General features: G+C 34.5%; 13 protein-coding genes. 9 read left to right on the top strand and 4 right to left on the bottom strand.

From position 1 onward, the window contains the following. Positions 1–850 precede the first annotated feature (850 nt). Complete coding sequence (dnaG, locus tag O9307_RS01905; RefSeq protein WP_298294778.1) at positions 851–2,827, top strand: DNA primase; 1,977 nt, start codon at positions 851–853, stop codon at positions 2,825–2,827. 58 nt (positions 2,828–2,885) lie between these two features. Here the strand turns inward: dnaG and O9307_RS01910 are convergent, their stop codons facing one another. Further along, positions 2,886–3,515: a response regulator transcription factor gene (locus O9307_RS01910; RefSeq protein WP_064716435.1), complete on the bottom strand. Its 630-nt coding sequence runs from the start codon at positions 3,513–3,515 to the stop codon at positions 2,886–2,888. An 88-nt stretch (positions 3,516–3,603) separates the two neighbouring features. Then, a complete protein-coding gene (gene nadE, locus O9307_RS01915) occupies positions 3,604–4,404 on the bottom strand; it encodes an NAD(+) synthase (protein WP_298294783.1) in 801 nt (266 codons plus the stop codon). Positions 4,405–4,578: 174 nt separating this feature from the next. Here nadE and gldB point away from each other — a divergent pair, with 174 nt between their 5' ends. After that, complete coding sequence (gldB, locus tag O9307_RS01920) at positions 4,579–5,535, top strand: gliding motility lipoprotein GldB (RefSeq protein ID WP_298294785.1); 957 nt, start codon at positions 4,579–4,581, stop codon at positions 5,533–5,535. Then, the gene (gene gldC / locus O9307_RS01925) at positions 5,535–5,870 is read left to right on the top strand and encodes a gliding motility protein GldC (RefSeq protein WP_064716438.1); all 336 of its coding nucleotides are present in this window, start codon (positions 5,535–5,537) and stop codon (positions 5,868–5,870) included. The genes gldB and gldC overlap by 1 nt, the downstream gene beginning before the upstream one ends. A gap of 68 nt (positions 5,871–5,938) precedes the next feature. On the opposite strand, the gene yihA is transcribed toward gldC, so the two are convergent. Together yihA and O9307_RS01935 are read right to left on the bottom strand one after the other, a co-directional pair. Next, on the bottom strand, positions 5,939–6,559 hold the full coding sequence (gene yihA / locus O9307_RS01930; RefSeq protein WP_298294788.1) for a ribosome biogenesis GTP-binding protein YihA/YsxC: 621 nt from the start codon (positions 6,557–6,559) through the stop codon (positions 5,939–5,941). A 27-nt stretch (positions 6,560–6,586) separates the two neighbouring features. Next, entirely contained in the window at positions 6,587–7,360 is a 774-nt protein-coding gene (locus O9307_RS01935; protein ID WP_298294790.1) for an alpha/beta hydrolase, read from the bottom strand. A gap of 369 nt (positions 7,361–7,729) precedes the next feature. Here O9307_RS01935 and O9307_RS01940 point away from each other — a divergent pair, with 369 nt between their 5' ends. From O9307_RS01940 to mraY, 6 genes are all read left to right on the top strand, one after another. Further along, the gene (locus O9307_RS01940) at positions 7,730–8,203 is read left to right on the top strand and encodes a division/cell wall cluster transcriptional repressor MraZ (protein WP_298294792.1); all 474 of its coding nucleotides are present in this window, start codon (positions 7,730–7,732) and stop codon (positions 8,201–8,203) included. Further along, the gene (rsmH, locus tag O9307_RS01945) at positions 8,178–9,086 is read left to right on the top strand and encodes a 16S rRNA (cytosine(1402)-N(4))-methyltransferase RsmH (RefSeq protein WP_298294881.1); all 909 of its coding nucleotides are present in this window, start codon (positions 8,178–8,180) and stop codon (positions 9,084–9,086) included. Before O9307_RS01940 ends, rsmH begins: the two co-directional genes overlap by 26 nt. Positions 9,087–9,091: 5 nt before the next feature. Beyond that, the gene (locus tag O9307_RS01950) at positions 9,092–9,439 is read left to right on the top strand and encodes an FtsL-like putative cell division protein (protein ID WP_298294794.1); all 348 of its coding nucleotides are present in this window, start codon (positions 9,092–9,094) and stop codon (positions 9,437–9,439) included. After that, positions 9,430–11,436 carry a penicillin-binding protein gene (locus tag O9307_RS01955; protein WP_298294796.1) on the top strand — a complete coding sequence of 669 codons (2,007 nt, stop codon included), beginning with the start codon at positions 9,430–9,432 and terminating at the stop codon, positions 11,434–11,436. Before O9307_RS01950 ends, O9307_RS01955 begins: the two co-directional genes overlap by 10 nt. Then, the gene (locus tag O9307_RS01960) at positions 11,433–12,896 is read left to right on the top strand and encodes a UDP-N-acetylmuramoyl-L-alanyl-D-glutamate--2,6-diaminopimelate ligase (RefSeq protein WP_298294798.1); all 1,464 of its coding nucleotides are present in this window, start codon (positions 11,433–11,435) and stop codon (positions 12,894–12,896) included. The genes O9307_RS01955 and O9307_RS01960 overlap by 4 nt, the downstream gene beginning before the upstream one ends. 61 nt (positions 12,897–12,957) lie before the next feature. Further along, positions 12,958–14,187, top strand: a complete 1,230-nt coding sequence (gene mraY / locus O9307_RS01965; protein WP_298294800.1) for a phospho-N-acetylmuramoyl-pentapeptide-transferase — start codon at positions 12,958–12,960, stop codon at positions 14,185–14,187.

Below are 14,187 nucleotides of genomic sequence, written 5' to 3' on the forward strand. Positions count from 1 at the left end.
TTATTCAATAAAAGCAAGAGCTCACGGACTATTTTTGAAGAAGGAATACTTTTGTATTTTGAATTTAAAAATGGGAGTAAGTTCTTGCTTTTGAAGAAGAATTTAGTTGTAGTAGATTTCTAATGCGGAATCTGGGTTAAAATTAGGAGCGAATCATCAGGCTTTTTCAGGCCACATCGTTCCCGCCATCATTCCTAAACCTCGTGAGCTGAACCCCAGCTCACGAGGTTTTTCCCTTCTGTCGGGGCTATACGATTAGCAAGGTTTTTTACTTGGAAGAAATTTGAGAGTAACGGTTGAATGATAAATTATGTTTTTTTTGAAGCCACCCTCACCACCTGTCTACTTAAATCCGCGAAATCTGCGTGCCATAATTCTTGCATTGATTTAGTAGATTCACTAATTTTTTTTCAATTAAACCACAAAGCCAAAACTTTGCGAACCTTGCGATTTTTCCTTTGCGAACCTTGCGGTTAAAAATTCACACTAATTTGTGTTAAATCGGTGCATTCGTGGCAAAAACCTTTACAAGCTGAATAGCTACTATATTTTTTGAAACCTCAAGCACCACCTATTCTACTTAAATCCGCGAAATATGCGTGCCATAATTTTTGCATTGATTTAGTAGATTCACTATTTTTTTTTTTCAATTAAACCACAAAGCCAAAACTTTGCGAACCTTGCGATTTTCCCTTTGCGAACCTTGCGGTTAAAAATTCACACTAATTTGTGTTAAATCGGTGCATTGCTAAAACCTTTATAGACGAATCTATGGCGTAATAATGCTAAGTTTAATTATCCAAAATTAACTTTGTATCTTTGACCTTTTCCAACTTTATCCCTTATTAAATTGATTTCAAAAGCAACCATAGATACCGTTTTCGAAACCGCTCGTGTAGAGGAGGTTATTGGCGATTTTGTGCAATTAAAACGAGCAGGAAGTAACTTCAAAGGCTTGAGTCCTTTCTCAGACGAACGTTCACCTTCCTTTATGGTGTCGCCAGTAAAACAAATTTGGAAAGATTTTAGCTCTGGAAAAGGAGGAAATGCAGTGGCTTTTTTAATGGAGCACGAACATTTTACCTATCCAGAAGCCATTCGATATTTGGCCAAAAAATACAATATCGAAATCGAAGAAACAGAACAAACTGATGCAGAAAAAGCCAATACTGATGTTCGAGAAAGTATGTTTTTGGTGTCTGAATTCGCTAAAAATTATTTTCATTCCACACTATTAAATACCGAAGAAGGGAAGGCGATAGGCTATTCGTACTTCAAAGAAAGAGGTTTTACCAACGAAACCATAAAAAAATTCGGTTTGGGTTATTCTCCAGAAACTTGGGACGCGCTGACGAAAGAAGCACTTGGGAAAGGATACCAATTACAATATTTAGAAAGCACAGGCTTAACCATTCCGAGAGACGACAGACCATTTGACCGATTCAAAGGAAGGGTGATGTTCCCTATCCAAAGTATGTCGGGTAGAACCTTGGGTTTTGGAGGGCGAATTTTAACCAATGATAAAAAAGCGGCCAAATATTTAAACTCTCCCGAGAGCGAAATTTATCATAAGAGCAAAGTCTTGTACGGAATTTTCCAAGCCAAACAAGCCATTGCCAAACAAAACAATTGTTATTTGGTTGAAGGATATACGGACGTAATTCAATTTCATCAAGCGGGAATCGAAAATGTCGTGGCTTCATCAGGTACGGCTTTAACACCCGACCAAATCCGATTAATTAATAGATTGACCAAAAACATTACCGTACTTTTTGATGGTGATGCTGCGGGCCTTCGTGCTTCCATTCGAGGAATCGATTTGATTTTGGAGGAAGGGATGAACGTAAAAGTCTGCACTTTTCCTGATGGCGATGATCCAGATAGTTTTGCTAAAAAAACATCTTATGATGATTTGGTGGCTTATTTAGAGCATAATGCAAAGGATTTTATCCAGTTCAAAGCCTCGCTTTTAATGAACGAAGCTAAGAACGACCCAATAAAGAAAGCCGATTTGATTCGGGATATGGTGACGAGTATTTCTAAGATTCCAGACCGCATTCAACGAGAAATATATTTGCAAGAATGTTCTAGGATTATGGATATTTCGGAGCAAGTTTTGGTAAGTACTTTGGCACAATTAGTTCAAAAAGACATTACCGAAGTAGGGAAAAAACAAAAGCAAGAGCAAAAAGCATTTGAAATTGTTAAGAATGAAAATCCCGTTCAAGCAGAGAAAGTTGATGTTTTATATCGTTTAGAACGAAAAATAATCGAAATTCTATTGCTTTACGGAAATAAAGATGAAGTTTTTGAAGATGTACTTTTAAAAGCGAATTCAGATGGGGAGATTGTTCACGTAGTTGAAAAAAAGGAATATAAAGTTTTTCAGAGGATTTATTTGAGTTTACAAGAAGATGAGGTAGAGCTTGCACATCCCCATTTCAGAGCTATTTTCAATGATTTGATTTCATATTATCTTCAAAATGAAACAGAAGGAATAGATAATTATCTGAAAAATTTAAAACCTGAGTTTGCACAAGAAGTTACGGATATTTTGATGGAAGAAGAACAAATCGTGCTTCATAATTGGGAAGGGCAGAATATTTTTGTAAAACAAAAAACAGAAACAGTCAGTCAGCACACTTCAGAAACTATTATTTCTATTCGTGAATATCTAATCAATAAATTAATTATGGATTTGATGAATGAATTCTCATCTAATCCCGAAGCGGATATAGAAGAATTGAAGGTAATGATTAATGATTATAATAAGCTCAAGGTAAATTTGACAGGAGCTATTGGTAGAATTCGTTCTACCTATATATAAGAAGAGGAAGCTTTTGCTTCCTCTTCTACAATAGAATCTCTGTTTAGAGATTTAGAAATTATACAATTTCTAATGTTTTGGCCTTATTGACTAAATCTACCAAGTTGGTTACGTTTAATTTGGTCAATAATCGCAATTTGTAAGTACTAATTGTTTTTTCGTTTAGAGAAAGAATTTCAGCTATTTCATGGTTTTTCTTACCATCGCTTAAATAGCGCAATACTTCAATTTCTCGGTTAGATAATTTACGATACAAACGTTCGCTTTTACTTTGTTTGGCTATCAAAGCCATGTTTTTACGAACATTTTCGTTCACAATAATTTTCCCTTGGTGTACTTTTACAATAGATTGACCTAAAGTTTCAAGTTTCTCGGATTTGTGAACATAGCCAGAAACTCCTGCTTTAATTGCATTTGGAGCATAAATTTGTTCCGATAGACTACTAAAAATAATAATCTTCGTTTTAGGGTAGTTTTTCAACATCGCCTTGATTTCAAAAATACTCGCCAATCCTTCTAGTTCTAAGTCGATTACCAAGACATCGATTTCCTTGTTTTGAAGGATGTCTCGGACCATCGAAAAATTACCAACATTGGCTACAATAGAGATTTCATCGTGATCTTTAAAGTACGATTTTACTCCGAAATGCGTTACAGGATAGTTATCTGCTAAACAAACTTTAATCATGGTATTTATTTTTTAAGAGTTGTCTATCAAAATGATAGCATAAATGTAGTAAAAAAAATACAATAAAGTTTAAAAATGTTAATTTTTTTTATTTTTTATCTAAAACGCATACAGGTATTGGGTTCATTTTGTGTTGATTAGCGGTGTTTAGGCGTTTGTAAGTTGCAAAAACTTCTTTTTCTCTACCTTGAAATTCTGAAATAGTTTTTCCTAATTCGTCTTGAAGCATAGCCCATTCGAGTTCGTCATAGCTCGCACCTAGCTGATCTTCGTCTGATCGATCATCTCCAAAAAGTCCATCTGTCGGAGCTGCAACTAAAATAGAATTTGGAATTTTGAGAAATTCACCTAATGCATACACATCAGATTTGAGTAAATCGGCTATTGGGCTTAAATCTACTCCACCATCACCATATTTAGTATAAAAACCCACGCCAAAATCTTCAACTTTATTTCCAGTTCCAGCCACGAGTAATCCATGAATTCCAGCATAGTAATATAAAGTGCTCATTCGCAAACGAGCTCTTGTGTTGGCTAATGATAAATTCATTTTGGTTATATCTTCATGCTCGGGCACTACTTTTTTGAAGGCTTCAAAAACGGAGGTTAAATCTGAAGCTGCACTTTTTACATTAGGAAAACGCTCTTTTAATTGTTTGATGTGTTCTTGAGCGCGACTAACGTGAGATGGTGCTTGATGAATGGGCATTTCTATACAAAGCACTTCCATTCCCGTTTGAGCACATAATGTAGAAGTCACCGCGGAGTCAACGCCTCCAGAAATACCAATTACAAATCCTTTCGCCTTGGCATTTTTGGCATAGTCCATTAACCATTTTACTATTTGTGTGTTTATTTTTTCTGGAGATAAGAGTGTTTTTTTAATCATAATAATCTACGTTTTAAAAAGCAGGAATGTATATTTGCAAAATGTTTTCAAAAGGATTTTTTACAAGACATTTTGAAGCTAAATTATATAATAAATGTGAAAGCGCCATGATTCCAGTTCATAAACTGGATGAATTAAAGTTTTTTTAATAAAGCACGAATTAATTTTATATACATGAAAATCTATCTATCCCCACTAATTATTTGTTTCTTTTTTCTCTCATGTGGTAAAAAAAATAAAGTAGAAAAAGCTGTTGAAGAAATTCCAGTTGAAATTAAAGTAGATCGATTTGACAAAGCTTTTTTTGAGACAAAACCTGAAGATTTGAATCAATTAAAGAAACAATACCCCTATTTTTTCCCTGCAGGAACAGATGATGCCGTTTGGATTGAAAAAATACAACATCCGCAATGGAGGGAATTGTATGCTGAAGTTCAAAAAAAATATGGTGATTTTGAGCCTGTGCATCAAGAAATTGAAACTTTATTTAAACATATTAAGTTTTACTTCCCGAAAACGAAGACGCCCAAAGTGGTTACCTTGATTTCAGAAATGGATTACAATACAAAATCCATTTATGCGGATAGTTTGGTTATAGTTTCTTTGGAATTGTATTTGGGTAAAGATCATAAGTTTTATCAGTTTCCTGAATATATTAAACAAAATTTCGAATCCTCACAAATAGTTCCAGATATTGCTTCAAGTTTTATTCAAACTAAAATGGTTCCGGATGCCGATAAAACCTTCATATCTCAAATGATTTATTTGGGTAAAGAGTTGTATATAAAAGAATTATTGCTTCCAGAATATACAGATGCAGTCAGAATGGGTTATACCCCAGAACAATTAGCTTGGTGTTCTGAAAATGAAGGATACATTTGGCGTTATTTTATCGATAAAGAGATGTTGTATAGTGTAGATGCTAAATTAGTACCTCGTTTTTTGAGCCCAGCGCCTTTTTCAAAATTTTATTTAGAAATAGATAATGAGTCACCAGGCCAAGTGGGTGCTTGGATTGGATGGCAAATTGTACGTTCTTATATGAAAAATAATGACATTTCAGTTAATGAATTGTTGAATAAAAAAGCAAAAGAAATTTTTGAACAATCCAAATATAAACCCAAGAAATAATGTCAAATACACATACCTCAGAAATTAAGTTTCAAGTAGAATTAGATGAAAATCGAGTACCCGAAAAACTGCTTTGGTCTGCTGAAGATGGAGGCGTAAATGCGGAAGAGGCAAAAGCAATTATGCTTTCTATTTGGGATAGCAATCATAAAGAAAGTATGCGAATAGATTTGTGGACGAAAGATATGCCAGTGGACGAAATGAAGATTTTCTTTCACCAAACGTTAGTAGCAATGTCAGAAACATTCAAGAGAGCTACCAATGACGAAAAAATGGCAGATACCATGATGGATTTTTGCGATTATTTCGCCGAAAAATTAGAATTGAAAAAGTAAACTTTTAAAAGGATAAAATCCCAAATCTTAATTTGAAATCATAAGATTTGGGATTTATTTTTTATTATTTAAAACGTATTGTTGTTTTTGAAAACTTCTTGATTTACCTCATCAATGTAATGCAATAGTTCTTCTTTTCCTGTCGATTCAGTAGAAGAAGTGACAAAATAATGAGGCATTTCAGTCCAATTGTTGGCTAGCATTTTCTTTTTGTAAGCAGCAATGTGAGAATCAATCTTCACTCGGCTTATCTTGTCTGCTTTTGTGAAAATGATACAAAAAGGAATTTCACTTTCTCCCATATACGACATGAACTCAATATCTATAGTTTGTGCTTCATGACGAATGTCTATCAAAACAAAAGCGCAAACTAACTGCTCTCTTGATTCAAAATAATCAGTGATAAATTCTTGAAATATGGATTTTGTCTTTTTGGAAACTTTGGCATAGCCATAACCAGGTAAATCAACCAAGAACCAATTATTATTGATTAAAAAATGATTGATAAGCTGTGTTTTTCCGGGTCTTGCCGAAGTTTTAGCTAACTTTTTGTGATTGGTCAGCATGTTGATCAACGAGGATTTACCTACGTTAGATCGGCCAATAAAAGCGTATTCTGGCAAGAAATCTTTCGGACATTTGCTTACATCAGAATTACTTATAACAAACTCAGCGGTATTGATTTTCATTTTTTTGTTTTCTAATAATCGGTTTGATTAATGTGCTGATAAGTGTGTATGACTTAACCAATCTTCTAAAACTCTATTGAATTCTTCTGGATGCTCCATCATAGCGGCATGACCACATTTGTCAATCCAATATAAACTAGAGTTTGGCATGAGTTTGTGAAATTCTTCAGCGACTTCAGGAGGCGTTACTTTGTCGTTTTTTCCCCAAATAATACAGGTTTGAACATGCATTTTTGGTAAATCTTTGGCCATATTATGACGGATGGCGCTTTTGGCAATGGTCAAGGTTTTGATTAATTTAATTCGGTCATTTACTGTAGCAAAAACTTCATCTATTAATTCTGGAGTAGCAATTTTTGGGTCGTAAAAGACATCTTCTGCTTTTTTCTTGATGTATTCGTAGTCTCCTCTTTTCGGGTAGCTATCGCCCATGGCGCTTTCATAAAGCCCTGAACTTCCTGTAATCACTAGACCAGCTACTTTTTCAGGATACATTTTGGTGTGATACAAAGCGATATGGCCTCCCAAGGAATTACCTAAAAGGATAACACGTTCTAGACCTTTGTAGGTAATAAAGTTTTTTACGTAAATCGCAAAGCTTTTAACGTTAGTCTTTAAGATATTTTGGGTATATATGGGTAAATCGGGAATAATAATTTTATATCCTCTTTCAGAAAAATAACTTGCCACAGCATCAAAGTTACTTAATCCTCCCATAAGCCCGTGAAGGATTACGATTGGAGTGCCTTCTCCGGCTTCATAATAGCTATACTTGCCTTCTTTTTTATAGTATTTTTCCATGTAATATGTGACTCAATTTCAATTTCGACAAATATAGGATTTATTAAATTAAAATAAATTGTTAAGGCTGCTTTTTACGGATATTATTCTTTTTTACTTATTTATTGGACTTAAAACTAGAGGTTTTAAGTTGTGAATGTTTAGGATTTGTCTGTTGTAGTTTGTCTGATTTTTGAAAGAAGTATTTGATAAATATTTATAGCTATTAACTTTCTTACAAAAAAAAATAGTCAATGCTAATGTGTTGATAGTGCATAAATTAAGGCTTTTTGGTTAGAAGTGGCTAAACTTATCAACAAAGTGGTATAAAGTGGTAAATTGTGGTAGAATTTTATATATTTTTGCTTTATACAATCTAATGCAAAATAAGTGGACGCAATTATTGGTACATATGAGTGTAAAGTCGATGCTAAAGGTCGGGTAATGTTGCCTTCACCTTTAAAAAAGCAATTGGCTTCTTCACTTCAAGACGGTTTCGTTTTGAAGCGCTCCGTGTTCCAATCTTGTTTAGAATTATATCCAATGGCGGAATGGAATGTCATGATGCAAAAAGTAAATGGATTGAATCGGTTTGTGAAAAAAAACAATGATTTTATTCGTCGATTTACCGCTGGTGTAAAAGTGGTAGAAATTGATGCTTTAGGCAGAATGTTGATTCCAAAAGACTTGGTTGGTTTTGCAAGTATAGCCAAAGATGTTGTTTTTTCTTCTGCGGTAACAATTGTTGAAATCTGGGATAAAGACTTGTATGAAAAATCAATTAGTGGAGAGGATCTTGATTTTGCTGATTTAGCAGAAGAAGTTATGGGTAACCTAAATAATAATGACAATGGAATATCATAATCCTGTATTGCTAAAAGAGACTGTAGATGGCTTGAATATCAAGCCTGATGGGGTGTATGTAGACGTTACTTTTGGAGGTGGAGGACATTCGGCTGAAATATTAAGAAGACTTGGGCCTGATGGAAAATTATTTGCATTTGACCAAGATGAAGATGCTTTGGCAAATGCTTTGCCTGATGAGCGTTTTACTTTAATTAATGAAAATTTCAGATTTATCAAGCGCTTCTTACGTTTTTATGGAATAAAAGGGGTTGATGGAATTTTGGCAGATTTAGGTGTTTCATCTCATCAGTTTGATGTGGCTGAAAGAGGTTTTTCTACTCGTTTTGATGCAGAATTGGATATGCGAATGAGTCAGAAAAATGATCTGAGCGCCTATAGAGTAGTCAATGAATATGATGATGCGAATTTGAGAAGAGTTTTTTGGGATTATGGAGAATTAAAAAATGCTCCAGCTTTGTCCAGAACTATTATAGAAGCGAGAGAGAAACATTCTATCAAAACTACAGATGAGTTGAAAGTAATTTTGGCTAAATATTTACCCGAAAAAGTGCGTAATAAAGTATTGGCTCAAATATACCAAGCCATTCGAATTGAGGTAAATCAAGAAATGGATGTTTTAAAAGAATTTTTAGAGCAATCTCTAGAGATTTTAAATCCAGAAGGAAGATTAAGTGTAATCTCTTATCATTCACTTGAGGATCGATTGGTGAAACGATTTGTGAAAAACGGCATGTTTGAAGGAGAGCCAGAACGCGATTTTTTTGGCAATTTTTCAGTTCCATTCAAAACTATCGGAAAATTGATTGTGCCTACTAACGAGGAAATAAAAAGTAATAATAGAGCACGAAGTGCCAAATTGCGTATTGCAGAAAAGAAATAATAGTAATGAAACAAGGAGTTTACGCCATATTAAAAGCGAAATATTTGATTCATGATGATGCCATTAAAAATTGGCGTTTTATTGTTTTTTTGGTTGTACTTGTGATTTTAATGATTGCCAATACACAACGATTTGAACAAAAAGTGTTTGAAATCAATGAGCTAAACAATCAGGTCAAAGAACTTCGTTCAGAATTTGTAGATAAAAGATCTGAATTGATGAAATTGAAAATGGAGTCGACGGTTTCAAAAAAAATGGAGGCTAAACAAATTTATCCCTCAACAATTCCACCAGTAAAAATTAAAGTAAAAAAAGAAGAAGACCCGAATATATTCGAAAAACTATGGCAGTAGAAGATAAAAACATATCGTATCGTATTTATCTAGTGGCATTTTTCCTCTTCATTATGGCTGTTGCTATCACTGTAAAGCTAACGAATATTCAGTGGGTAGAAGGTGACTATTACAGAAAATTAGCCAAAGAAAGAACGGTTAAAAACTTTGTAATTCCAGCCAATAAAGGAAATATTTATTCTGCCGACGGAAGTCTTTTGGCTACTTCTATACCTAATTATGAGATTCGTTTTGATGCGGTTGCTCCAAAGACTGAAGATTTTGAAAAAAATATAAAGCAATTAGCAGATTCCTTAGGTAAACTTTTAAATAAATCTTCGGATACTTTTGAGAGAGACTTAAGAAGAGCGAGAGTAAATAAAAGCAGGTATTTTCTAGTAGCTCGCGATTTGAGTTACACCGAGTATATTGCTATAAAGGGATTTCCATTATTCAAACTTGGTGCTTATAAAGGTGGTATTATTGTAGAACAAGAAACGGTTCGAGAACATCCTATCGGCAAAATTGCTGAACGAACCATTGGTTATATAGGACGGGATTTGAATGGGCACATTAACCCAGTTGGAGTAGAAGGTGCTTATAGTAAATATCTTAACGGTAAAGATGGTCGTATTTTAAAACAAAAAATCGCAAAGGGGCAATGGAAACCCATTAGTGATATCAATCAGGTTGAACCACAAGACGGCTATGATGTTATTTCGACTATTGATGTATTTATTCAAGATATAGCGCATCATGCTTTGTTGAAGCAACTAGAAGAATACCAAGCAGATCATGGTTGTGTGGTGGTTATGGAAACAAAAACAGGCTATGTAAAAGCTATTTCTAATCTTGGGAGAAATGAAAAAACAGGCATGTATTCTGAGCGATTGAATTATGCTGTTAGAGAATCTCATGAACCGGGTTCTACCTTTAAGTTGGTAGATTTAATGGCTTTGTTGGAAGACAAATTAGTAGATACTAGTGCTGTTTTTGATAGTAAAGGTGGAGAAATAAAATACTTTGGACGATCAGTTCGTGATTCCCACAAAGGAGGCTACGGAAAAATTTCTTTAGCAAAAGGATTCGAAGTTTCTTCTAATACTGTAATGGTTCAAGCGGTTTATAATAATTATAAATCTAATCCAACAAAGTTTGTGAATCATATCAATTCCTATGGATTGAACAAAAAATTAGGAATAGGGTTCAATGGCGAAGGCAGACCTTATATTCCTCAGCCAACGGATCCCAAATGGTCAAGAGTAACATTGCCTTGGATGGCTTTTGGATATGGTGTTTCGGTAACGCCTTTGCAAACCTTAGCTTATTACAATGCGGTTGCTAATAATGGAGAGATGGTAAAGCCCTTATTTGTTTCTGAAATCAAAGAATGGAATAAAACTATCAAAAAGTACGACAAAGTAGTGCTGAATCCAAGAATTTGTTCACAAGAAACTATAAAAAAACTCAAAGCGGTTATGGAAAATGTGGTTAAAAAAGGAACAGGTTCTAAGTTGTACTCCAAAGACTTTTCTATGGCAGGTAAAACGGGAACGGCCCAAGTAAATTATGCTAAATCAGGTGGTGCCGAAAAATACTATGCGTCTTCATTCGTAGGGTATTTTCCAGCAGATCACCCAAAATATTCTTGTATTGTAGTAGTTCACAAACCCAATACAACCAATAATAATTATTACGGAGCTGATGTTGCGGGTCCAGTTTTTAAGCGTATTGCTCAAAAAATATTTACCGATTCGCCAACAACCAATGAGATTAAAAATCTGAATCGAAAAATTCAGAATCAAGAGAATAATTATAACTCTTATTATGTGAAGGCGCAAAAAAAGTTCAAAGCAGTTCCAAATGTTCGAGGAATGGCCGGCATGGATGCTGTTGCGTTACTTGAAAATTTAGGATTAAAAGTGAAGGCTATTGGTATCGGTAAAGTAAAGAAACAATCGCTTCAAGCTGGAGAGAATATAGCTAAAAATGCAACTATAGTATTAGAATTATCATGAAAACACTAAAAGATATACTGTATAAAGTAGCCATCGACGCACTAAATGGTGCTACCGATATTGCTGTGAATCATTTGCATTTTGATTCAAGACAAATAGTGGCTAATGATGTTTTTGTGGCCATAAGAGGTTCAGTTTCTGATGGACATGATTATATCGAGAAAGCAATAGAATTAGGAGCAACTACTGTTGTATGTGATGTTTTTCCAGAAGTTTTACATCCAAAAGTGACTTATGTTAGAGTAAAAGATACCAATGCGGCGTTGGCTTACATGGCAGCTAATTTTTATGATAATCCATCTCAAAAATTAAAATTAGTTGGAATAACAGGAACTAACGGCAAGACGACAATTGCTTCCTTGTTATATCAATTGTTCAAAAAAGCAGGTTTCAAGGTAGGTTTGATTTCTACTGTCAAAATTTTGGTTAATGATGAAGAATTTAAAGCAACGCATACTACTCCAGATTCATTAACCATCAATTATTATTTGGAAGCAATGAATGCTGCAGGTGTTGAATACTGTTTTATGGAAGTTAGTTCTCATGGTATTCATCAAAAAAGAACCGAGGGATTGCATTTCGTAGGTGGGGTTTTTACGAATCTTTCTCATGATCATTTGGATTATCACCCAACTTTTGCAGAATACCGTGATGTAAAAAAATCTTTTTTCGACTTTTTACCTAAAACCGCATTTGCTTTGTCTAATGCAGATGATAAAAATGGGGTTGTGATGTTACAAAACACCAAGGCAATCAAACGTACTTATGCTCTTAAAACGTATGCAGATTATAAAGCCTTGATTCTTGAAAATCAATTGTCAGGCTTATTGCTAAAAATTAATGATAACGAAGTTTGGGTAAAATTAATAGGCACATTCAATGCTTATAATTTATTAGCGATTTATGGCACTGCGGTAGAATTAGGTCTAGAAAGTCTTGAAGTACTTCGATTGTTGTCCGAATTAGAAAGTGTTTCGGGTAGGTTTCAATTTATCGTTTCAGCACAAAATATTACGGCTATCGTTGATTATGCCCACACGCCAGATGCACTAGAAAATGTTTTGAATACGATTAACGATGTGCGTACTCAAAACGAACAATTAATTACTGTGGTAGGTTGTGGAGGAAATAGAGACAAAGCCAAACGCCCTATTATGGGTGGAATTGCTTCCGAAAAAAGCGATAAAGCCATCCTTACTTCTGATAATCCAAGAGATGAAGAACCAGAAACAATTATTGCCGAAATGGAAGCTGGGGTTGCACCTCATAATTTCAAAAAAGTTTTAGTTATCACAGATAGAAAACAAGCTATAAAAACTGCTTGTCAATTGGCTCACCCCAATGATATTATTCTCATTGCTGGAAAAGGACACGAAACCTATCAAGAAATCAAAGGAGTTCGTCATGATTTTGATGATATGAAAATTGTAAAAGAGACTTTAGAACAATTAGGAAAATAACAAAGATCAAAATTCCTTAGTCATTAGTTAAGAAGAATTTTAAATTTTAAAATAAAAAAATATGCTGTACTACTTATTTGAATATTTAAACAAAACAATGGATATTCCTGGAACAGGAGTTTTTCAGTACATCACATTTAGATCGGCATTGGCCTTCATGTTGTCTTTGTTGCTTTCTACGATTTATGGAAAACGAATTATTGGATTTTTAAGAAGACAACAGGTTGGCGAAACGGTGCGTGAACTTGGATTAGCGGGTCAAAATGAAAAAGCAGGTACGCCTACAATGGGTGGTCTTATCATAATTTTTGCGACCTTGGTTCCTGTTCTTTTATTTGCTCGACTTCAAAATATTTACATCGTTTTGCTAATTGTGACGACTTTATGGATGGGAATCATTGGTTTTGTGGATGATTATATCAAAATTTTCAAAAAAGATAAACAAGGTTTAAAAGGGATTTTTAAAGTATTTGGTCAAGTAGGTTTAGGCTTAATTGTAGGTTCTGTACTTTATTTTAGTCCTGCCGTAACAGTTAGGACAGATACAGGAAAAACGGATATTTTTAAATCGGCTACGCAAACTGTGATTCTTCCTGCGCCAATTGAGGAAAAATCTACAGCTACGACTATTCCTTTTTTTAAGAATAACGAATTTGATTATGCTGAGTTGTTGGCGTGGACTGGTGAGGGCTACGAAAAATGGGCTTGGTTGATCTTTATTCCGGTTGTGATTTTTATCATTACGGCGGTTTCTAATGGTGCCAATTTAACCGACGGGATCGATGGTTTAGCCGCAGGAACATCGGCTGTGTCTGTTTTTGCTCTTGGGATATTCACATTCGTTTCTGGTAATATTATTTTTTCAAATTATCTCAACATCATGTATATCCCGCATTCTGGAGAAATGACGGTTTTTATCTTTTCTTTTGCAGGAGCACTCATTGGTTTTCTTTGGTACAATTCCTATCCTGCTTCGGTATTTATGGGAGATACGGGAAGTTTAACCATCGGAGGAATTATTGCTGTTTTGGCCATTGCGGTTAGAAAAGAAATGTTGATTCCGTTGTTATGTGGGATCTTTTTAGTGGAGAATTTTTCAGTCGTATTACAAGTAGCTTATTTTAAATATACCAAAAAACGATTTGGGGAAGGAAGAAGGATTTTCCTGATGTCGCCTTTGCATCACCATTATCAAAAGAAAGGCTATCACGAGAGTAAAATAGTCACTCGTTTCTGGATTGTAGCAATTATGTTGGCTATTTTATCTATCGTAACACTAAAATTAAGATAA

This window comes from Flavobacterium sp. (assembly GCF_027531905.1).
Taxonomy (GTDB): domain Bacteria; phylum Bacteroidota; class Bacteroidia; order Flavobacteriales; family Flavobacteriaceae; genus Flavobacterium.

What these genes read in the sequence shown, in the direction of transcription:
- yihA (WP_298294788.1), bottom strand. Translation starts at nt 6,559, where the DNA reads ATGAAAATCAATACCGCTGAGTTTGTTATAAGTAATTCTGATGTAAGC.
- O9307_RS01950 (WP_298294794.1), top strand. Translation starts at nt 9,092, where the DNA reads ATGAAACAAGGAGTTTACGCCATATTAAAAGCGAAATATTTGATTCAT.
- O9307_RS01955 (WP_298294796.1), top strand. Translation starts at nt 9,430, where the DNA reads ATGGCAGTAGAAGATAAAAACATATCGTATCGTATTTATCTAGTGGCA.
- O9307_RS01910 (WP_064716435.1), bottom strand. Translation starts at nt 3,515, where the DNA reads ATGATTAAAGTTTGTTTAGCAGATAACTATCCTGTAACGCATTTCGGA.
- O9307_RS01935 (WP_298294790.1), bottom strand. Translation starts at nt 7,360, where the DNA reads ATGGAAAAATACTATAAAAAAGAAGGCAAGTATAGCTATTATGAAGCC.
- mraY (WP_298294800.1), top strand. Translation starts at nt 12,958, where the DNA reads ATGCTGTACTACTTATTTGAATATTTAAACAAAACAATGGATATTCCT.
- O9307_RS01960 (WP_298294798.1), top strand. Translation starts at nt 11,433, where the DNA reads ATGAAAACACTAAAAGATATACTGTATAAAGTAGCCATCGACGCACTA.
- gldB (WP_298294785.1), top strand. Translation starts at nt 4,579, where the DNA reads ATGAAAATCTATCTATCCCCACTAATTATTTGTTTCTTTTTTCTCTCA.
- nadE (WP_298294783.1), bottom strand. Translation starts at nt 4,404, where the DNA reads ATGATTAAAAAAACACTCTTATCTCCAGAAAAAATAAACACACAAATA.
- gldC (WP_064716438.1), top strand. Translation starts at nt 5,535, where the DNA reads ATGTCAAATACACATACCTCAGAAATTAAGTTTCAAGTAGAATTAGAT.